Genomic DNA, 20,169 nt, shown 5'->3' on the forward strand with positions numbered 1-20,169 from the left:
ACCTACATGACATCAAACGATCATAAGCGAGGCTCGTCCAAGGAGCGCACGAACATCCCCTTCATTTTCCTCGTCATTTGCTGCCTGCTCAGTGTTGGCCTGGTCTGGCAGGTGCTGCTGCATATTCCTTTTACCTACGGGCTTCTTGCCCCTTTGCGTGAGCTTGAAGGCATACCTGTAGATCAGCAATATCTGGAGCGTATGATGGAGAATGCTGAAAATCTATGAATTTTATAAGACTTGTGTTTTTGCATGCGCAAGCGATCTGTGGTATAATTTTCACGTCGCAGGCAATGCCTGCTTTTTTCTTGAGGATCAGCTTTGAGGAGGAGTGCCCCGTTGGTAAGCCAAATGACAGAACTAAACGGGAAAATAAACATTGCAATAGACGGACCAGCAGGGGCTGGGAAGAGTTCCGTAGCCAAGAAAGTGGCTGAAATACTCTCCTATGTATATGTGGATACCGGAGCAATGTACAGGGCTGCAACCTGGTACATGCTGAAGCAGAATATTTCGGCTGAAGATGAATCCACTGTGCTTCAACGTGCACAGCAATTGGTTATTGAATTAATACCTGATCCTTCCGGTCAAAAGGTGCTGTGCAATGGAACAGATGTTACAGAGGCTATACGTTCCAGAGAAGTTACTGGTGTCGTATCCCAATACGCCCGAATAGCTGGCCTGCGCCAGCAGCTGACAGCAAGTCAGCGGAAGATGGCAGAGCGCAAGGGAGTTGTCATGGATGGCAGGGATATTGGTACAACAGTGTTGCCTGATGCCGAACTGAAGGTATTTATGACAGCTAGTGTCAAGGAACGAGCTCTCCGCCGATTCAAGGAAATGCGGGAGGCAGACATCACACTGGAGCAGCTGGAACGTGACATTGCTGTACGTGACAAGCTCGACGAGGAACGCGAGGTTTCGCCGCTGCGTCGCAGTGAGGATGCCGTTGAACTCGATACGACCGATATGGACTTCGATACGGTAGTCAATACGATTGTATCTTACTGCAAAACCGCGATAGGATGGGGAGATTAATTCATGATTTATACCATATGCAGCGGTATTTTACGACTGCTGTACCGTTTACTGTTCAGAATTGAGGCTGTAGGAGCCGAGAATGTGCCTGCACAGGGGGGCGTACTGTTATGCTCCAACCACATCAGTAATCTGGACCCGCCGACGGTAGGTATACTATTGAAGCGCAAAGTCCATTTCATGGCGAAGGCTGAGCTCTTCGAGGTTCCAGTACTAGGCCCACTGATTGATAAGCTGGGAGCTTTCCCGGTGAAGCGTGGTGGCGTCAGTAAGGAATCCATTAAGCTGGCCATTCAGATTTTGCGTGATGGCAATGTGGTGGGCATTTTTCCGGAGGGTTCTCGTAACTCTTCTGGGATTGTCAAAAAAGGAGCCGCAAGCTTCGCACTTCGTAGTGGGGCCGCAGCTGTACCTGTCGCCATAGTAGGTGAGTACAAATTGTTCCGTAAATTGAAAGTTATTTATGGGCAGCCCGTGGACCTTGAGAGCTTTAAGAGCTCGACCGAGGGTGATCCACTGGAGCTGGCTACGGAAGCAATTATGTCACGCATTCGCACTATGAAGGAGACAGGACAACCAACCCGCGAGTAGCGGGTGCATGTTTTCTGTTTTCGCTGGAAGAATACTGATATATGAATGTTTTGAACTCTGCTACGAGCAGGTTTAAATAAATGGCTTTTTTGAATTGAGGAGGGTATTGACATGTCGGAAGAAACTAAAAATCAAGAAGTGTCAAATCAAGATGAACTGGACCAAATGGTATCATTGAAAAAAGGTGATACGGTAACAGGAACAATCGTAAAATTAGAAGATAACCAAGCGGTAGTAAGCATTGGATATAAATACGATGGTGTTATTGCACTCCGCGAGTTGTCTTCCGCACAGCCAGGTGAGGAAGCTCCACAAGTAGGCCAAGAGATCGAAGCTAAGGTCGTAAGCATCGACGACAACAAGGAAAAGCTTGTATTGTCCAAACGTGCGATCGACAGCGAGAATGCTTGGGAAAAACTGCAAAGCTATTCCGATAACAATGAAGTGTTCGAAGTTGTTGTTACTGATGTTGTTAAAGGTGGCGTAGTAGCAGACGTAGGTGTACGTGGATTTATTCCTGCTTCTATGGTAGAGCGTCATTTCGTAGAAGATTTCAGCGATTACAAAGGTCGCACTCTGCGTGTTAAAGTGAAGGAACTGGATCGTGAGAACAACAAAGTGATCCTGTCCCAAAAGGACGTACTTGAAGCTGAGTACGAAGCTAACAAGCACAAAATCATGTCCGAGCTGCAAGAAGGTCAAGAAATCGTGGGTACGGTTCAACGCCTGACACAATTCGGTGCCTTCGTTGATGTAGGCGGAGTTGATGGTCTGGTGCATGTATCCGAGATCGCATGGACTCATGTTGACAAGCCTTCCGATGCAGTGTCCGAGGGTGACCAAGTGAAGGTTAAGGTTCTGAAGGTTGATCCTGAGAAGGGCAAAATCAGCCTGAGCATGAAAGCAGTTCAACCAGGTCCTTGGGAAACGGCTGCTGAGAAATTCAACATCGGTGATGTAGTGACTGGCGTTGTAAAACGTCTGGTGAACTTCGGTGCCTTCGTTGAAATTGCTCCTGGTGTTGAAGGACTGGTGCATATCTCCCAGATCTCTCACAAGCACATCGGTACTCCTCATGAAGTACTGAAAGAAGGACAAGAAGTTCAAGTGAAGGTCCTTGACCTGAACACGGCTGAGAAGCGTGTAAGCTTGAGCATCAAGGAGACTGAAGAAGCTCCTGCACCTGCACCTAAGGCTGAGAAGACTCGTGCACCAAGAGAACACAACAGCGGTGGTGTCTCCCATAACGAAAGCATGAGCGTGACCCTTGGCGAGCGCTTTGGCGACAAGCTCAGCAAATTCAAATAAGCAATACCCATGAGGTTAGAATAGGCATTAGGTACACCATCGGCGGACCCAGAGGGTTCGCCGATTGTTGTTACTTCCGATACTGACAGGAGGAGTTGAATTATGGCAAGACCCGTTGTGGCGATCGTTGGTCGACCCAATGTAGGGAAATCGACTATTTTTAACAGAGTTATTGGAGATCGTCTGGCTATTGTAGAAGATAAGCCAGGTATTACCCGTGATCGGATCTATGGAATTGGGGAATGGAATGGCAAGCCGTTCAGCATTATTGACACTGGCGGCATTGAAATTGATGGTACAGATGAGATCATGAAGTCCATACGGATGCAGGCTGAACTCGCAATCGAGGAAGCGGATGTCATTGTCTTTATGTGTGATGCCAAAAGCGGTGTTACACAGTCTGACGAAGAGGTCGCTCAGATGCTGTACAAATCAGGCAAGCCAGTAATCGTCGCTGTGAACAAGGTGGATAACATTGGGCGGAGTGATCTGATTTATGAATTCTATGGCTTCGGCTTCGGTGATCCGATCGGCGTATCCGGTAGCCACGGTACAGGAATCGGTGATCTTCTGGATGCGATTACAGAGAAGCTGCCTGAGCTGGAGGATGATGGGTACGATGATGATGTTATACGTGTGGCCTTGATTGGCCGTCCGAATGTCGGCAAATCATCTCTGGTCAATGCCATTCTCGGTGAAGAGCGAGTCATCGTCAGCGATGTTGCTGGTACGACTAGAGATGCTATTGACACTCCGTTTGAGAAAGATGGTCAGCGGTACGTACTTATTGATACTGCAGGGATGCGTAAGCGTGGTAAAGTGTATGAGACAACCGAGAAATACAGCGTTATGCGTGCCATGCGTGCTATTGAACGTGCAGATGTCGTACTCGTTGTCATTAATGGTGAAGAAGGTATTATCGAACAGGACAAGCATATTGCCGGCTACGCTTATGAAGCAGGTAAGGCTTCACTGTTTGTCGTGAATAAGTGGGATGTCGTGGAGAAGGATGACAAAACCATGAAGGAGTTCGAGACCAAAATCCGCGATCACTTCCTGTTCATGACGTATGCACCAGTTGTGTTCCTGTCAGCGAAGACCAAGCAACGTCTGCACAAGCTGCTTCCTGTAGTACAGAATGTGGCTCAGCAGCACGCTATGCGTATACAGACGCATCTGCTGAACGATGTGGTATCCGATGCGGTTGCTATTACACCACCACCTACGGACAAGGGCCGTCGCTTACGCGTGAACTATGTGACGCAAGTGGCTGTGAAGCCGCCGACGATGGTTGTCTTCGTGAATGATCCAGAGCTGATGCATTTCTCGTATGAACGCTACCTGGAAAATAAAATTCGCGCCGCCTTCAATTTTGAAGGGACTCCGATACGGATCTTTACCCGGCGCAAGTCTGACGAAAGTTAGGGGAGAACAACTTGCTACTACAGACGGTTGCAATAGTAATCAGTTATTTGCTCGGCTCCATCAGCTTTAGTGTTCTATTCGGCAGATTGCTGAAGGGAGTCGATATCAGACAGCATGGCAGCGGTAATGCTGGTGCGACAAATACACTTAGAGTGTTAGGTAAGGGACCTGCCATCATGGTATTGGTGCTGGACGTACTTAAAGGCGTGCTTGCTGTCTGGATTGGTTATTGGCTGGGTGGAGACTCTGAATGGCTTCCTGCTCTCACAGGAATAGCAGCGATTATCGGGCATAATTGGCCGATCTACTTCAACTTTCGGGGAGGCAAAGGAATTGCCACTGCGATTGGGGTGCTGGCTTCGATTGCGCTCATTCCTGCTCTACTTGCTGGTGTCATTGCGATTCTCTCGATTGTAATTACCCGTTTTGTATCGCTAGGCTCTCTGATTTTTGTCATTCTGACTCCTTGGATGATGCTGGTGCTTGGCTACTCATGGCCCCTGTTCTGGTCTGGCGTGATCATCTGCTTGTTCGCCGTCTGGAGACATCGTACCAACATCGTGAAGCTGATGAAGGGTCAGGAGAACAAGCTTGGTTCCAAGGGAGGGAATCATCGTGTCTAAGTCGGAAAAGGTTGCGGTATTGGTAGCAGGTAGTTGGGGAACTGCTTTGGCCGCGGTTCTGGCCGATAACGGATCTGAAGTTGTAATCTGGACCCGAAACGCGGAACAGGCTGAGGAGATCAACATGCTCCATACGAATAGCCGCTATCTTCCTTCCGCACAGCTGTCCCCAGCCATACGGGCGACGACTGAGATGGGGGAGGCGGTCAGTGGAGCAGAGGCTGTCCTCATCGTTGCTCCCTCCTCAGCCATGCGCCAGGTGTCACGAGAGCTTGCTCGCCATGTTGGGCAAGATACACTCATCGTTCATGCGACGAAGGGCTTTGAGACGGAGACACTCAAGCGCATGTCACAGGTCATCTCTGATGAGCTTGGTTGCGAGGAAGGACATGTCGTTGTGCTGTCTGGTCCCAGTCATGCTGAAGAGGTTGTTCGTAAATGCCCAACAACGGTTGTCGTTGCTTCCTCGGAGGATCAGGCTGCGCAACGGGCTCAGGATTTGTTCATGAACTCGTATTTCCGCGTCTATACCAATCGTGATCTCATTGGTGTGGAGCTGTCTGGTGCACTCAAGAACATCATTGCGCTAGGTGCAGGAATGTCGGACGGACTTGGCTTCGGGGATAATGCCAAAGCTGCGCTGCTGACACGAGGACTCGCAGAGATTACCCGTGCTGGCGTGGAGATGGGTGCCAATCCGCTCACTTTTGCTGGTCTCGCAGGAATCGGTGATCTCGTCGTAACAGCAACCAGCCAGCACAGCCGTAATTGGAGAGCAGGCTCTATGCTGGGTAAGGGTATGCCGTTAGAGGAAGTACAACACACCATGGGCATGGTCATTGAGGGAATTCGTACGACTCAGGCTGCCCATGCCATTGCAGCATCGCTTGGTGTTCAGATGCCGATTACGGATCAGTTATACAAAGTACTGTTCGAAGGACAGGATGTCCGTGAGGCTGTAGAGGCCTTGATGGGTCGAGATCCCAAGACCGAGATGGAACTTATGCCCTTGAAGACTTGGGAACAGTGGAATTCCTGATCACAGGGGCATTCACCTTTTTCAGACTAAGCTCATACACTAATTTGAGCAATGTCGGAGGAGGGGAGACTGTGAGTAAGAACTTTCCAAAGGATACACTGAAGGCTATCAATCAGAAGAGTGGAAAAAGCATTTCCGAGAACGCCGTCAAAAAGCTGGCTAGCAAGGTGAATTCGGAGACGATGCAGAGTGAAGCTCAGTTACGTCAACTGATCAAGCAAGTTGCGGCTATGGCGAAAGTGCCTGTATCGGAAGGGACTATTCAGGATATCGTAAAGGCTGTCAAGAAAAGCGGTATGAATCCTTCCAATATGGAGGCCTTGATGAAAATGATGATGAAAAAATAATGTGCTGCCTGACTGCAAGGGGCCCGCGAACTTCTGAGGTTCGTGGGCTTTTGTGAACCTCGCGCTCAGGCTGCCGTAACAATAGAACAATTGGTTAAGAAAGGTGGAGCGCAGATGAAAAAGCTTGATCTGTCTGCGAGGCTGACCTCGATGCCACAGCTCCATGAAGCCATCCGGCAGCTGGCTGCCGCGTGGTCATCTTCGTCCTCTTGCTGGCTCCTGGGAGGAAGCTGTTCTTTACTTCTACAAGGCGTGGAGCTGGACAAGTCTCCGAATGATATTGATGTATATGCTGATCTTCGCGCAGCCAAGCAGCTGCACGGGCACGCACCTGGTCGGCGCCTGGACGAGCAACAGCTGAGCAGAAGCGAGGCTTATTTATCTCTGCTGAGTCACTATGAGCTGGAGGGCTTGACCTTGGAATTGGTCGGAGGTTTCGAGGTGTACGCGACAAATTCTCTGTATCGGGTAGAGATTGAACAGGTGCTTCAATCCGCTGCCCCCGGGATAACGATCAATAACTACTCCGTCCGTCTGATGCCCTTGGCCCACGAGCTCTTGTTCAATCTCCTGCGTGGCAGGGAGGATCGGTATCGGTCGATTGCCAAAACCATGAATACGCAACCGGACGAGCATAGAGACTTGCTGGAGCTCTTGCTAGCCCGGAATGTATGGTCTGATGCACATGTAGATCAGCTCAGACGGTTGCTCAACTGGCTCTAATACAAGCTTTGCTGGGAGGTGCTTATCCTGATGAGTCATGAGGTTTGCTTTATGCCATCTGGCAAGCGTATAGCGGTTCGCTCAGGCACAACTATTCTGGAAGCCGCGCGGAAGGCTGCTGTTCATATTTCTTCACGCTGCGATGCCAAGGCCTCCTGTCTGATGTGCAAGGTGACTATTGCTCCAGAGTGGGCTGAGGCTGCAGGCGTGCCGACCGAAGCAGAGAAGCGTAAGCTTGACTCACTGCTTCAGGAGGGACAACGTCTGTCTTGCCAGGCCAGAGCTTGGGGGCCGCTGGTAGTCACTATACCAGAGGACCCGTTAAAGGCTGCGGTGCGCAGACAACTGGAGAAGCAGCAGGGGGACGATGACAGCCTGTGGTAAAATGATTATTTAAAAGAATTGGCTTTTGGCTAAGTGGACCTGGAGACGAATCCGTTATGGATTCGTTTTTTTTTTGCTTAATTGTTACCTCAATGGACATGTTTATGTAAAACTCATACCGGTGCAGGTCTGTTCGGCGCTACACGTGCATATAATGACTGTGGCGGTTCAGCACAGGCTTGTGAAGAGGAGGAGTGATTTTGTGCCAGAGTTATCAGTCATATCTTCACTGCCTGATACATATGATGATACCAGTCCAATTGCATGTACGAGTGTAGGCCGCTATGACCGATTCTATCAGCCATGACGCTCGGCGGCGGACGACTTCCAGGCTTGCTCTGCCGCAGCTGGGTACCAAGTCTTCTGATCGAACACGAAGCGGATGCTCTTATAGCATTTTTCCTTCGGAGAATCTTGAGGAGGGGATTTCATTGGAGAAAGTAGACATTTTTAAAGACATTGCCGAGCGCACCGGGGGAGATATCTATCTGGGAGTCGTCGGCGCCGTTCGTACAGGAAAATCAACATTTATCAAGCGCTTTATGGAAACGGTAGTCTTGCCGAATATTGCGAATGAAGCTGATCGGGTGCGCGCAGTGGATGAACTTCCGCAGAGTGCCGCTGGCAAGACAATCATGACAACAGAGCCTAAATTTGTACCCAACAATGCTGTACAGATACGTGTAGCAGAGGGCCTGGATGTAAACGTGCGATTGGTGGACTGTGTAGGGTATGCTGTGGAGGGTGCGAAGGGCTATGAGGACGAGAACGGCCCGCGTATGATCTCTACACCATGGTTCGAGGAGCCGATTCCATTCCAGGAAGCGGCGGAGATCGGAACACGTAAGGTCATTCAGGAGCACTCGACGCTTGGCGTCGTCGTAACGACGGACGGAACGATTGCCGAGATACCTCGCAGCTCTTATGTAGAATCCGAGGAGCGGGTCATTGAGGAGCTAAAGGAAGTTGGCAAGCCATTCGTGCTTGTTATTAACTCCACTCGTCCTAATAGCGAGGAGACCTTACAGCTGCGGAGTGAACTGGCAGCCAAGTACGATATTCCTGTCATGACACTCAGTGCAGCTACGATGACTGAGGATGATGTTACAGGCGTGCTTCGCGAGGTATTATATGAATTTCCTGTGCATGAGGTGAATGTCAATCTTCCGAGCTGGGTGATGGTCCTGAGTGAGAATCACTGGCTCCGGAACAACTATGAGAACTCAGTGCGAGACACTGTGAAGGACATTCGGCGATTGCGTGATGTGGATCGAGTCGTAGGGCATTTCATGGAATATGACTTCATTGACCGTGCCGGATTAAGCGGGATGAACATGGGGCAAGGCGTCGCTGAGATTGACCTGTATGCTCCAGACGAACTGTATGACCAGATTCTCATCGAGGTTGTTGGTGTGGAGATTCGTGGAAAAGACCACTTGCTGCAGCTTATGCAGGATTTCTCTCATGCCAAGCGCGAATATGACCGATTCGCGGAAGCATTGGAGATGGTGAAGACTACAGGCTATGGTATAGCGGCACCTTCACTATCTGAGATGGCTCTGGATGATCCGCAGTTGATCCGACAAGGGTCACGTTTTGGGGTGAGACTGAAGGCAACAGCGCCTTCCATCCATATGATCCGGGTGGATGTTGAATCTGAATTCGCTCCGATTATCGGTACCGAGAAGCAGAGCGAGGAACTGATGCGTTATCTGATGCAGGACTTTGAGAATGACCCGATCAAAATCTGGGAATCGGATATCTTCGGTCGTTCGCTCCATTCCATTGTTCGTGAAGGAATTCAGGGTAAGATTGCCATGATGCCGGACAATGCCAGATACAAATTGCAAGAGACGCTGGGACGCATTATTAATGAGGGCTCTGGCGGTCTGATTGCTATTATTCTTTAAGCAGATGCTGCGCAAGATCGTCTGATTTGCAACAGAAAATAGAGACAACGATAAGGTGCCTTCAAGCCCATGGCGGAGGTGCCTTATTTGTGTTTGTTAGACTTTTTTAAGCTAAATCATGAGTAGCTGGAATTTTAAAAATAAACTTTTAAAACCTATTTACATTGTCGGATTAAAGCGATATATTATTTAATAATTCATAAACATGAATGAATATGTAATCACCTACAGGCTAGGACAAGCAGGACGAGGGGGAACAGAACGATGTTGAAGACAAAGAGAAAAGTATGGGGATTATCCTTGATGCTGGCGCTGGTAGTTATACTGAGTGCATGTGGTCAGAGCGCACAGACGGCCGGGGGCGGGGATAGCTCTAACACAGCAGGCTCCTCCGAACCTGGAGATCTGAGAGGCAAACGAATTGCGTTAATTATGGAATTTAATACAGGTACCTTCTCACAGCAATACGTGCAGGGGGTAGAAGAAGAGGTTAAGAAATTCGGAGGTACGCTTACTAAGTTCGTAGCAGATAATGACAAAGCGAAGATGGCTTCGCTGCTGGATAGTGCTATTACACAGCAATTTGATGCCATTCTGACAGATCATGGAGATGCGTTGCTGGAGCCAGGTCTGAAGAAAGCGGTAGAGCGTGGGATTCCGGTAATCGTGTTCGATGCAGCGGTGAACGTGCCAGGAGCCGTCGTCTTATCACAGGATGATCAGAAGATGGCAGAGCTGACATTGGAACAGATGAAGAAGGATATTGGCGGCAAAGGGAACATTGTCAAAGTATGGGTAGCAGGCTTTGCACCAATGGAGCGTCGACAGCTGTCCTATGCGAAGTTCCTGGAGGAGAATCCAGACATTAAAGAGATTGCGACCTTTGGTTCCGCACAAAACCCGGCATTGGACACACAGGCCAAAATGGAAGCTGTCCTGAAGCAATATCCGAAAGGCGAAATTACAGCCGTATGGGCTGCTTGGGATGAGTTCGCCAAAGGGGCTGCACGTGCGATTCAACAGGCTGGACGCGATGAGATCAAGATCTATGGCATTGATATGAGCGACGAGGATCTGCAAATGATCCAGGATCCTAGCAATCCTTGGGTAGCTTCAGCGGCTGTAGATCCTACAGATATTGGACGAGTTCAGGTACGATACGCATATCAAAAGCTCCATGGAGACAATCCAGAGGAGAAGGTCGTGCTGGAGCCCGTGTATGTGCATCGTGATGCCCTTCCTGACCAGCAAATCTCCACCAGTGAACTCTCTCAATATGTAGAGGGATGGGGGCAAAGTGAGCAAGGCAAGAAGGATTGGATGAGCGAATATGAGTCTGCGCAATAAGTCGTACTAGTGACCAGAGTTGGGGCGCCATGCGGGAGCATTTTATAGCTAGTTTAGAAGGCTTTCGTAGGCACGAGATAGGACAGAAAGTTCGGGCAGGCGCGCTACGGCGCGTCTGTTCTTGTATGTAAGGCTAAAGTCAGGAGGGTGGTCCCCTTGGGTAATTCGATGTACGAGCTCACGATGAAAGAAATTTCTAAAGAGTTCTCGGGCGTTCCGGCACTACAGGGAGTGGATTTCTCCGTACGTGGTGGAGAGATACATGCACTGCTCGGTGCCAATGGTGCAGGTAAAAGCACGCTTATGAAGGTATTATCAGGAGCATATACCGCTGATAGCGGGACAATTGCTGCGAATGAACAAATATTGAGCATTCGTGATCCACTTGAGGCCAAGCAAGCGGGGATTCATTGTGTGTATCAGGAGGTTGATTCGGTCCTGGTGCCTCAGCTCACAGTAGCTGAAAATATCATGCTCGATGAACTTTCCGCGCGTGGCAGCGGGCTGTGGTTCGGTGGCAGGGGGATGAGACAGCAAGCTGAGCAGGCACTGCAGCGGCTTGGAATTCAGTTGGACCTTCAGCAGAAGGCAGCGGATCTGGCGCTAGCAGAGAAACAGATGGTGCTGATCGCGCGCATCCTAACCCATGACGCTAAGGTTATTATTTTTGATGAGCCTACGGCGCCATTAAGTCAGAGCGAGACTGTGCGATTGTTCCAGATTATGCATCAGCTCAAGCAGGAAGGGGTAGCTTGTATTCTCATTACACACCGCCTTCCTGAGGTTATAGAGCACAGCGACCGCGTCACGGTCATGCGAGATGGGCAGCAGGTATGGACAGGCTTTACCCAAGATACAGATACAGCGGGCATTGTGCAGCACATGCTTGGCAAAACCTTTGAGGAGGAGTTCCCAAAGTCGGATACTGCTATAGGTAGTGTAGTTCTTGAGACGCAGGGGCTCAAGCAAGGGGTCAAGGTCCGTGGAGTCGATCTAAAGGTGCGGGCGGGGGAGGTACTTGCGGTAGTCGGTCTTGTAGGAGCTGGGAAAACCGAGCTGTCCCGACTGCTGTCTGGTGCGGACCTACCAGATGAAGGAGTTATTATGCTGTCTGGTCAGAGGGTGCGGATGAAGCAGCCTGCTGATGCGATCGAGCAAGGGATTGTATCTGTTCCAGAGGAGCGGCGCAAGCAGGGAATTCTGATCGATGAATCTGTTGAGCGTAATCTTAGTCTGCCGATGCTGAAGCAGCTTAGTTCGTTCGGATGGGTGAATCGCGTGAAGGAGCGTATTCATGGGCAGCAGCTTGTCGCTTCCCTTGGAATCAAGACCTCATCTATACAGCAGGAGGTCAAATATTTGAGTGGTGGCAATCAGCAAAAGGTAGCCATCGGCAAGTGGCTTAATACGGGAGCAAGTGTGTTCGTATTTGATGAGCCGACCAAGGGCGTCGATATTGGAGCAAAAAGCGACATTTTCAAGCTGATTGGTGAGCTGGCTGCTGCTGGCAAGGCGGTCATTTATCTGACTTGTGAATTTGCAGAAGGCCTCGGAATCGGGGATCGAATTGCCGTGATGTACGATGGCGCCATTGTGAAGGAATTTGCCAGAGGTGAGACGGATCAGGAACGGCTGCTGCTGTATGCCAGCGGCAGTAGGGAGGAGTAAGGCATGAAGGACACATGGTTAAACGCATCTTTTAGATACGGGGCTGTTATTGTTATTGCTGCCGTATTCATTTATTTTTCGATCACACTACCGTACTTTTTCACATATGACAATTTGACAGATATTCTAAGCTCCATTGCGATTGTAACCTTCGTGGCCATTGGGGTTACCCTTTCCCAGATCGTGGATGGCTTTGATCTGTCTGTGGGCTCGACGGTATCTCTGACGACGGTAGCGGCTGCTACGCTTATGATCTGGTATGAGCAGCCCGTATATATCGTCATTATTGTCTCCCTAGCTATTGGTGCTATCGTAGGGCTAATGAACGCTCTACTCATCGTCAAGCTGCGCATTCCCGATCTGCTGGCGACCCTTGCGGTCATGTATATTATCAGTGGTCTGCACAAGACGTACGCACAGGGCTATACCATCTACAATAACATGCAATTTCCGGATGGCAGTAAGGCTCCAGGCTCCATGTCTCCAGGGTTTCTGTTACTGGGACAGGGCAAGCTGCTGGGGATTCCGATCTCCGTCCTATTGCTCATCATTGCTGTACTGTTCGTTCATATCTTCCTGACCTATACGAAGTATGGACGCCAGATGTATGTGACTGGCGGTAACAGAGAAGCTGCAAGATTGTCGGGGATCAAGGTCAACCGTGTGCGTACACTGGCTTATGTGGCTTCGGGTATATTTGCTGCGATCGGCGGGATTTTGTATGCATCGCGTGTCGGCTCAGGTCAGATTGATGCTGGTGCTCCTCTGCTGATGGAGGCTGTCGCGGCTGTATTCGTAGGTTTTTCTGTATGGGGGGCGGGGAAGGCCAATGTTATCGGTACCTTCTTTGGCTCTGTGCTCATTGGCGTGCTGGTGAATGGCTTGACCATGATGAATGTACAGTATTTTGCGCATGACATTATCAAAGGAACGGTGCTCGTGCTGGCGCTTGCAGTCACTTTTTATGTTTTGAATCGCCGTCGTACTTGAAATTGTTGATCTTCTGTATTACTATAAACCTTGTTCCGGCCTAAGTATGTTGTTCTATCAGCGATTTTGGGCATTGCTAACTAAAAATAAGCGGTTATACGTATATTTGACGGCAAAACGGAAAGAGTTGATACTACTTCGTTAGCAGCGATCTAAAGGACGGATGTTCTGCGGATCGTCATTTCCAGCAATACACATTGGATTCAGGAGGTGAATAACGTGAACAAGACAGACTTGATCAATCAAGTTGCTGAGAAAACTGAGCTGTCCAAGAAGGATGTAACCAAAGCAGTGGATGCACTGTTTGATACGATTTCTGAGGCTCTGCAATCCGGTGACAAGGTACAATTGGTGGGTTTTGGTAACTTCGAGGTTCGTGAGCGTTCCGCCCGTAAAGGTCGTAACCCGCAAACAGGAGAAGAGATCGAAATTCCAGCTAGCAAAATCCCAGCATTCAAGCCGGGTAAAGCACTCAAGGACGGAATTAAATAGTATCGCAAGAAAAACTTCTGCTTAAGGGCGGTCTGTCTACTATGATAGTACGACAATAGATGTTTTTCTTACATATTTCCGATACGCAGAGAGAGGCTGTGAATAAAAATTCACAGCCTTTTCATTTGAGTTGAATGAGCAGCGAAGAAGGGCTGCCGATAGTTGACAAAGCCTATGGGCCTATCCCATCATATAGATATTGAGAACGGGAGGAATCGGCAATGGAGAACACTACGCCCAACAACAATGAATATGTCGTCATCAAGGCGAAAAGCAACGGCTGTCAGGTCTTCGGCTTGACACGGGGTCAGGATACAAGGCTACATCATTCCGAGAAGCTGGATAAGGGTGAAATTCTGATCGTCCAGTTCACCGAGCATACCTCGGCGATTAAGATTCGCGGTAAGGCTGTCGTGCTGACTAAGCACGGTGAAGTAGATACTGAGGATTAAAAAGCAGGCATAGCCTGCTTTTTTCTTATGTACAATGAAGTATGGACGAATTATCGGGCGGAGTTCTGCAGCCAAGATTATAGATTCAAGATCCATTCGATAATAGAACATATAGCCAATTGTACAGACAGGAGAGAGGTCCCATGAAACCCTGGATCACGCTTGCGGGCTCCCTGCTTATCACTGCCGCAGCTGCGGTGCTGCTCCCCAGCCTCTATCAGCTTGAGACGGGTAGCAGCCTGAACCAGTCGGCAGAGGAGGTACTACTTCCCCAGCCGCGGATTGAGCTTAATGACAACAACCTGGTAGACCAAATGAATGTGCTCCCTCTGGATGTGCCGATCATGCGAGTGTCTTGGGACGAGGAGGTGCTGACGCTTGATCTTAAATTAGAAGCCCAGGAGATGGGACCCGAGGCTGTATATCGGAGTATGGCTGAGGCAGCGGCCTTTTGCTTCTATGGTACGACCAATGTCAGGCAGTTGCTGCTGCGCGTTGTGGCCGAGGATGCCTGGACTGGAGGACGCCATCTGCTGCTGGCGGCAGACATACGCCGAAATGAATGGCCGCAGCAGTCTCTTACAGAGCTCCGTGGCTGGAACAGAGCCGAACTGAGTGAGGAGCTCAAGCGGAGCTTCAGGGTGACAGATACCTTACTGTGGCGTAGCAGCTTTTCATCGTATGACTAGGATGCAGGACTCCAAGCAGAACTGAACGAAAAAAGAGCGAGTTATAAAGGTTCTTAAGTCGCACTGAAAGTGTAGATGTGATATAATAGACAGTATTGCGATATCTTAATTGACAGTAAAGTTTAGGCTCGGAGGCTAAGGATGAAACCGTACTGCATACCCCAGATGGCTACGAAATACGTGGAATACGATATGATACAGCAACATACGGATATGCCTGATTTTCCAGACAGCCGTGCCAGGCTGTTGTTTCTGTTTTTACAGAAGAATCCTGGTCTGAATGACGGATATGAGGAGCTCTATCCCCTCGTCACTTCGCTGGTACAGATGGGTCTGGATACCCACGACATGATAGATGCTTCAGGGACACTCGGGATGCGTGAGATGCGCTCCAGGCAGCTGAAGGTGCTTGCGGGGGACTATTTCAGCAGCCGCTTCTATCAGCTGTTGTCTCATGCAGGACAAATAGAGACGATATCCAGCCTCAGCCGTGCGGTCTGTCAGGTGAATGAGGATAAGATGGTGCTGTATGCCAAGATGGGACAAGACAACTTGACAGCACAAGAGTACCTGGGAGCGAGCGTTCAGTTGAAGAAGACCTTGTTCGAGTCATTCGGGAGCAGGGTTGCAGTCGCTGACCAGGAGTCGTGGGCAGGGCTGCTTGAGTCCTTTGCTGTATGTGAGACAATTGGACAGGAGCTGACAACACTCTCGAAGCAGATGCTTACGAAGTGCAGCTATGCCTATTGGCTGTTCCGGAACTCCGGAGCGCCGGAGGACAGGGGATTGCTAGCTGATGGTCAGCTAGATGGGGCGTCTTGGGACAGGCTCATAGTGAAGTATAAAGTGAGAGAAGGTCTTCTCGGCAAGCTGGATGCAGCCTTGGAGCAGATCGAACGCTGGAGTGGGGTACAATCCGATATCCGTTCCGACATTGTGCGGATGATCGATCCGTTCTTGTCTCTCGTACATTATCATCGCCAGGTTGCAAGGGAAGGTTAGGTGAATACAGTGGGTTCAAGTCAGACCAAGCCGAAAGAACAATTTGTTCATGAGGTCTTCGAGAGTATTGCGGGTAAGTACGATATTATGAATGATGTCCTGAGTTTTCGCCGACACAAGGCTTGGCGCAAATTCACGATGAAGAAAATGGAGGTCAGGCCAGGGGACACGGCTCTAGACCTGTGCTGCGGCACCTGTGACTGGACATTGTCACTGGCGTATGCAAGTGAAACAGGGCACATCCATGGACTGGACTTCAGCCACAATATGTTGGATGTAGGCAGACGAAAGATTAAGGAAGCATCGCGTGAACAGCAGATTACGCTTGTGCAGGGGAACGCCATGGAGCTTCCTTTTGCAGATAATTCCTTTGACCATATCACGATTGGGTTCGGGCTGCGTAATGTACCTGATCTTCATCAGGTGCTTCGTGAGATGCATCGGGTAGTCAAGCCCGGTGGACAAGTGGTATGTCTGGAGCTGTCCAAGCCGACTTGGCAGCCATTCAAGGGACTGTATTATTTTTATTTCCAGAAGGTATTACCTCGTTTGGCCAAATGGTTCGCGAAAAGATACGAGCAGTACAAGTGGCTTCCTGATTCTTTGGCACTGTTCCCCGGAAGGGAAGAGCTTGCCGGCATCTTCCGCGAGATCGGATTGAAAGAGGTCAAAGCCTATCCGTTAACTGGAGGAATTGCGGCACTGCATATCGGAATTAAGGAGAGTCAGCATGTTTAAAAAAGTCAAAATTTTCTCTGAAATGATCAAGATCGAGCATACAGTATTTGCTTTGCCTTTTGCATTTATGGGAGCGATTCTGGGCTCCTTCGTAGTAAGCAACCAACTGCCTACCTGGGCGCAGATCGGCTGGATCTTACTCGCAATGTTCGGTGCTCGAAGCGCAGCGTTCGGCTTCAATCGGATGATTGATCGCTTTATTGATGCCAAGAATCCGCGTACGGCTGGTAGAGCGATTCCAGCAGGACTCTTGAAGTCCTCCGAGGTCCTGATCTTTACACTGATCTGCCTTGCTTTGTTGCTATGGGCATCGTACCAGTTGAGCCCACTGGCCTTCAAGCTGTTCCCTATTGCGCTGTTCATGCTGGTATTCTACTCCTACACGAAGCGCTTTACCTGGCTCTGTCACGTCGTACTGGGTCTGACCATTGGACTGGCGCCGCTTGGCGGCTGGGTTGCTGTAACCGGGCAGGTTGATTGGGCTGCATTTGTTTTTTATCTGACCATTGCTTGCTGGACGGCAGGCTTTGATATCATATACGCTTGTCAGGATATTGAGTTCGATCAGCGTGAAGGTGTGTATTCGATACCTGCACGATTTGGTGTTGCTCGTTCGCTTCATATTGCTCGGGCATTTCATATCGTAACGGCGATTGGCTTTGTGGTGCTGTTCTTCGCAGCCAATCTGAGCTGGTGGTATCTGGCGGGCATGATTCTATCTTACATTATCCTGTTCTACGAGCATTACATTGTGACACCTAAAGACTTGAGCAGACTGCAGACGGCGTTCTTCACTATGAATGGTGCGCTGAGTATTGTTGTGTTTGTCTTTACCTTCCTGGATTTAGTGGTGCGACAATTATGATGGCTGCAGCAGCATACAAGAGAATCGTTGTGGGTATTACAGGTGCAAGCGGGAGTATTTATGGCGTCAGACTAATCGAGACGCTGCTTGATGCTGGCATCGAGGTGCACCTGGTGGTCTCTAATGCCGGCTGGCGCGTATTGAAGGAAGAACTTGGCTGGAATGTGACTGACCGGGAAGGAACACTGAACGACATGTTCGGAGACCGTCCCGGTTCTCTTATATATCATCCGGTAACGGATATTGGTGCTTCGGTAGCTAGTGGCTCCTTCCTGGTGGATGCGATGATTGTCATGCCTTGCTCCATGGGCACGTTGTCTGCGGTTGCTCACGGGACCTCAGATAACCTGATGGCCAGGGCGGCTGACGTTATGATCAAGGAGGGGAGACCGCTTGTGCTGGTACCTCGCGAAACTCCGCTTCATGCGATACACCTGGAGAATATGCTGAAGCTGGCACAGCTTGGCGTTAAGATCATTCCGGCCATGCCGGCTTTTTATTTTCAACCACGTAGCATAGAAGATCTTGTCCACTTCCTTGTCGGAAAGGTGCTGGACAGTCTTCGCATAGAGCATAAGCTGTATACGAGATGGGGTGAGCCAGATGACCAAGGACAATCATGAACCTCTGTTCATCGGTAAAATTCAATATACGAATGCATGGCCAGTGTTCCATCATTTTCATCCAGAGCAACTTCGGACATCGGCTGAGCTAGTAACGAAGGTTCCGGCAGTGCTGAACCGCAGAATTACAGAGGGTCTACTTGATATGAGCGCTATGTCTTCTTTTGCTTACGCATCTGCGGCGGAGCATCTGTTGATTCTTCCACAATTATCAGTCAGCGTGGACGGAGCGGTGAAATCCATTTTGCTCTTCTCACGCAAGCCGCTGGAGGAGATCCGCAACGGAAGGATAGCACTGACGAATACATCAGCAACCTCGATTAATTTGTTGAAGATCCTCATGAGCAGGTATTTGGGTGGGAAGCCGGAATATTTTGACTGTGAGCCAGATTTGGATACAATGATGAGACAGGCTGATGCGGCATTGTTAATCGGAGATCATGCGATTCGTGCTTCCTGGGCCAACGAGGACTATGTCGTGACTGACCTTGGCGCTCTATGGAAGGAGTGGACGGGACACAGCATGACCTTTGCTGTATGGGCTGTCCGACGGGAAGTCGCCGAGCATAGACCTGAGGCTGTCGCGGAGATCGTGGAGGCCTTTCATGCCAGCAAGCGTCAAAGTCTGGAAAATCTGACTCCGGTCATAGAGCAGGCCATGAAGGACATTGGCGGAACAGAAACATACTGGAAGCAATATTTCACCAATCTATGTTATGATTTTGGCAAGAGGGAACAAAGTGGACTTGAGCTGTATCTACGTTATGCACATGAGATGGGTCTGCTTGCGCAAGAGATTAACCTGGAATTATGGAATGACAATATGCTGATACGGGTGAAAGAATGAAACGATTGGAATTGTTCGGTTTATTAAAAAAAGATATGGGCTACATCGAGGATGAGCTCTACCGTAGCATTGATACGCATGAGCCGTTGATTGGGGCGACTTCCATGCATCTGCTCAAGGCAGGCGGCAAGCGGCTTCGTCCTGTGTTCGTACTGCTGGGGGGCAAATTTGGCACGTATGATCTGGAAAGGCTGAAGCGTGTGGCGGTGCCACTGGAGCTGATTCATTCAGCCTCACTTGTTCATGATGATGTCATTGATGATGCCGAGACCCGGCGTGGGCAGCTAACGGTGAAGGCCAAATGGGACAATCGGATAGCGATGTATACTGGCGACTACATATATGCACGGGCACTGGCTATGGTGGCGGAGCTACCTAACCCGGATATTCACCGCGTGCTCTCCAAGGCTTTGGTGCAGATGTCCATCGGCGAGATGGAACAAATTCGAGATTTCTTCAATACAGAGCAGAGCGTGCGAAACTATCTGCTGCGCATTCGCCGCAAAACTGCGCTACTAATCGCGGTAAGCTGTCAGCTTGGTGCTATGGCTGCGGATGCCTCCCCGGCGGTGGGTTCATTGCTGTATAGCTATGGGTACAATGTGGGCATGGCATTCCAGATTCAGGATGACATTCTCGATCTGTGTGGAACAGAAAAACAGATTGGTAAGCCGCCTGGTAGTGATATGAGACAAGGCAATATTACATTGCCGGTGATCTATGCGCTGCAGCAGCCGGAGCTTAATAGGCTGCTCAGAGATGAGATTGAATTGATTCGAGCTCATGAGGACGGTTACAGCACTCAGAAGGCGATTGAGTTGATCAAGGCAAGCGGAGGATTGGCTAAAGCGGAGCAGCTGGCTGACCGATATATAGAGAAAGCCTTGAGTTCCCTGGATCTTTTACCGGATCAGAAGGTCAAGAAGACACTGCGAGACATTGCCCATTTCGTGACCAGACGTACGTATTGACAGATGAATGGGAAGCATGAATTCATGTTTATCGTAACTTCTTAAACAGATGACAAAGTACTTTAAACGTTTACATGGTTTCTGTTAGAATACAATG

General features: G+C 49.6%; 23 protein-coding genes. All 23 read left to right on the forward strand.

What is annotated here, in order from left to right; all coding sequences use genetic code 11:
• Positions 1–6 precede the first annotated feature (6 nt).
• The 23 genes from K331_RS0102645 to K331_RS0102760 all read left to right on the forward strand — a co-directional run bounded on the left by K331_RS0102645 (position 7) and on the right by K331_RS0102760 (position 20,072).
• Complete coding sequence (locus K331_RS0102645) at positions 7–228, forward strand: hypothetical protein (protein ID WP_028589070.1); 222 nt, start codon at positions 7–9, stop codon at positions 226–228.
• Positions 229–351: 123 nt separating this feature from the next.
• Positions 352–1,038 (forward strand): (d)CMP kinase, encoded by a 687-nt coding sequence (gene cmk / locus K331_RS0102650; RefSeq protein WP_084165322.1) that lies wholly within the window; start codon positions 352–354, stop codon positions 1,036–1,038.
• Between the two features lie 3 nt (positions 1,039–1,041).
• Entirely contained in the window at positions 1,042–1,629 is a 588-nt protein-coding gene (locus K331_RS0102655; protein WP_018886260.1) for a lysophospholipid acyltransferase family protein, read from the forward strand.
• Positions 1,630–1,740: 111 nt separating this feature from the next.
• Complete coding sequence (gene rpsA, locus K331_RS0102660) at positions 1,741–2,937, forward strand: 30S ribosomal protein S1 (protein ID WP_028589072.1); 1,197 nt, start codon at positions 1,741–1,743, stop codon at positions 2,935–2,937.
• 102 nt (positions 2,938–3,039) lie between these two features.
• The gene (gene der / locus K331_RS0102665; RefSeq protein ID WP_018886258.1) at positions 3,040–4,362 is read left to right on the forward strand and encodes a ribosome biogenesis GTPase Der; all 1,323 of its coding nucleotides are present in this window, start codon (positions 3,040–3,042) and stop codon (positions 4,360–4,362) included.
• An 11-nt stretch (positions 4,363–4,373) separates the two neighbouring features.
• The gene (gene plsY, locus K331_RS0102670) at positions 4,374–4,985 is read left to right on the forward strand and encodes a glycerol-3-phosphate 1-O-acyltransferase PlsY (protein WP_028589073.1); all 612 of its coding nucleotides are present in this window, start codon (positions 4,374–4,376) and stop codon (positions 4,983–4,985) included.
• Complete coding sequence (locus K331_RS0102675; RefSeq protein ID WP_028589074.1) at positions 4,978–6,024, forward strand: NAD(P)H-dependent glycerol-3-phosphate dehydrogenase; 1,047 nt, start codon at positions 4,978–4,980, stop codon at positions 6,022–6,024. The genes plsY and K331_RS0102675 overlap by 8 nt, the downstream gene beginning before the upstream one ends.
• A 71-nt stretch (positions 6,025–6,095) precedes the next feature.
• On the forward strand, positions 6,096–6,371 hold the full coding sequence (locus tag K331_RS0102680; protein WP_028589075.1) for a stage VI sporulation protein F: 276 nt from the start codon (positions 6,096–6,098) through the stop codon (positions 6,369–6,371).
• 114 nt (positions 6,372–6,485) lie between these two features.
• The gene (locus tag K331_RS0102685) at positions 6,486–7,094 is read left to right on the forward strand and encodes a hypothetical protein (protein ID WP_028589076.1); all 609 of its coding nucleotides are present in this window, start codon (positions 6,486–6,488) and stop codon (positions 7,092–7,094) included.
• Between the two features lie 30 nt (positions 7,095–7,124).
• The gene (locus K331_RS0102690) at positions 7,125–7,478 is read left to right on the forward strand and encodes a 2Fe-2S iron-sulfur cluster-binding protein (protein ID WP_028589077.1); all 354 of its coding nucleotides are present in this window, start codon (positions 7,125–7,127) and stop codon (positions 7,476–7,478) included.
• A gap of 431 nt (positions 7,479–7,909) precedes the next feature.
• Positions 7,910–9,388, forward strand: a complete 1,479-nt coding sequence (gene spoIVA / locus K331_RS0102700; protein WP_018886252.1) for a stage IV sporulation protein A — start codon at positions 7,910–7,912, stop codon at positions 9,386–9,388.
• A 264-nt stretch (positions 9,389–9,652) separates the two neighbouring features.
• Positions 9,653–10,735, forward strand: a complete 1,083-nt coding sequence (locus K331_RS0102705; RefSeq protein ID WP_025681409.1) for a sugar ABC transporter substrate-binding protein — start codon at positions 9,653–9,655, stop codon at positions 10,733–10,735.
• Positions 10,736–10,891: 156 nt separating this feature from the next.
• The gene (locus K331_RS0102710) at positions 10,892–12,403 is read left to right on the forward strand and encodes a sugar ABC transporter ATP-binding protein (RefSeq protein WP_028589079.1); all 1,512 of its coding nucleotides are present in this window, start codon (positions 10,892–10,894) and stop codon (positions 12,401–12,403) included.
• Between the two features lie 3 nt (positions 12,404–12,406).
• Complete coding sequence (locus tag K331_RS0102715; RefSeq protein ID WP_025681411.1) at positions 12,407–13,393, forward strand: ABC transporter permease; 987 nt, start codon at positions 12,407–12,409, stop codon at positions 13,391–13,393.
• Between the two features lie 210 nt (positions 13,394–13,603).
• A complete protein-coding gene (locus tag K331_RS0102720; RefSeq protein ID WP_407667801.1) occupies positions 13,604–13,885 on the forward strand; it encodes an HU family DNA-binding protein in 282 nt (93 codons plus the stop codon).
• A 221-nt stretch (positions 13,886–14,106) separates the two neighbouring features.
• Positions 14,107–14,337: a trp RNA-binding attenuation protein MtrB gene (gene mtrB, locus K331_RS0102725; protein WP_018886247.1), complete on the forward strand. Its 231-nt coding sequence runs from the start codon at positions 14,107–14,109 to the stop codon at positions 14,335–14,337.
• Positions 14,338–14,480: 143 nt separating this feature from the next.
• The gene (locus K331_RS0102730) at positions 14,481–15,026 is read left to right on the forward strand and encodes a hypothetical protein (protein ID WP_028589080.1); all 546 of its coding nucleotides are present in this window, start codon (positions 14,481–14,483) and stop codon (positions 15,024–15,026) included.
• A 141-nt stretch (positions 15,027–15,167) separates the two neighbouring features.
• On the forward strand, positions 15,168–16,028 hold the full coding sequence (locus K331_RS0102735; protein WP_028589081.1) for a heptaprenyl diphosphate synthase component 1: 861 nt from the start codon (positions 15,168–15,170) through the stop codon (positions 16,026–16,028).
• Positions 16,029–16,037: 9 nt separating this feature from the next.
• Entirely contained in the window at positions 16,038–16,766 is a 729-nt protein-coding gene (locus tag K331_RS0102740) for a demethylmenaquinone methyltransferase (protein ID WP_025677766.1), read from the forward strand.
• Entirely contained in the window at positions 16,759–17,631 is an 873-nt protein-coding gene (locus K331_RS0102745) for a UbiA-like polyprenyltransferase (RefSeq protein ID WP_028589082.1), read from the forward strand. Before K331_RS0102740 ends, K331_RS0102745 begins: the two co-directional genes overlap by 8 nt.
• Positions 17,631–18,254, forward strand: coding sequence for a UbiX family flavin prenyltransferase (locus tag K331_RS0102750; RefSeq protein ID WP_025677769.1), 624 nt, complete (start codon positions 17,631–17,633; stop codon positions 18,252–18,254). Before K331_RS0102745 ends, K331_RS0102750 begins: the two co-directional genes overlap by 1 nt.
• Positions 18,235–19,101 (forward strand): menaquinone biosynthesis protein, encoded by an 867-nt coding sequence (locus tag K331_RS0102755; RefSeq protein ID WP_028589083.1) that lies wholly within the window; start codon positions 18,235–18,237, stop codon positions 19,099–19,101. The genes K331_RS0102750 and K331_RS0102755 overlap by 20 nt, the downstream gene beginning before the upstream one ends.
• Positions 19,098–20,072: a polyprenyl synthetase family protein gene (locus K331_RS0102760; RefSeq protein ID WP_028589084.1), complete on the forward strand. Its 975-nt coding sequence runs from the start codon at positions 19,098–19,100 to the stop codon at positions 20,070–20,072. The genes K331_RS0102755 and K331_RS0102760 overlap by 4 nt, the downstream gene beginning before the upstream one ends.
• Positions 20,073–20,169 lie beyond the last annotated feature (97 nt).

It is taken from the genome of Paenibacillus massiliensis subsp. panacisoli DSM 21345 (assembly GCF_000426545.1).
GTDB lineage: Bacteria > Bacillota > Bacilli > Paenibacillales > Paenibacillaceae > Paenibacillus > Paenibacillus panacisoli.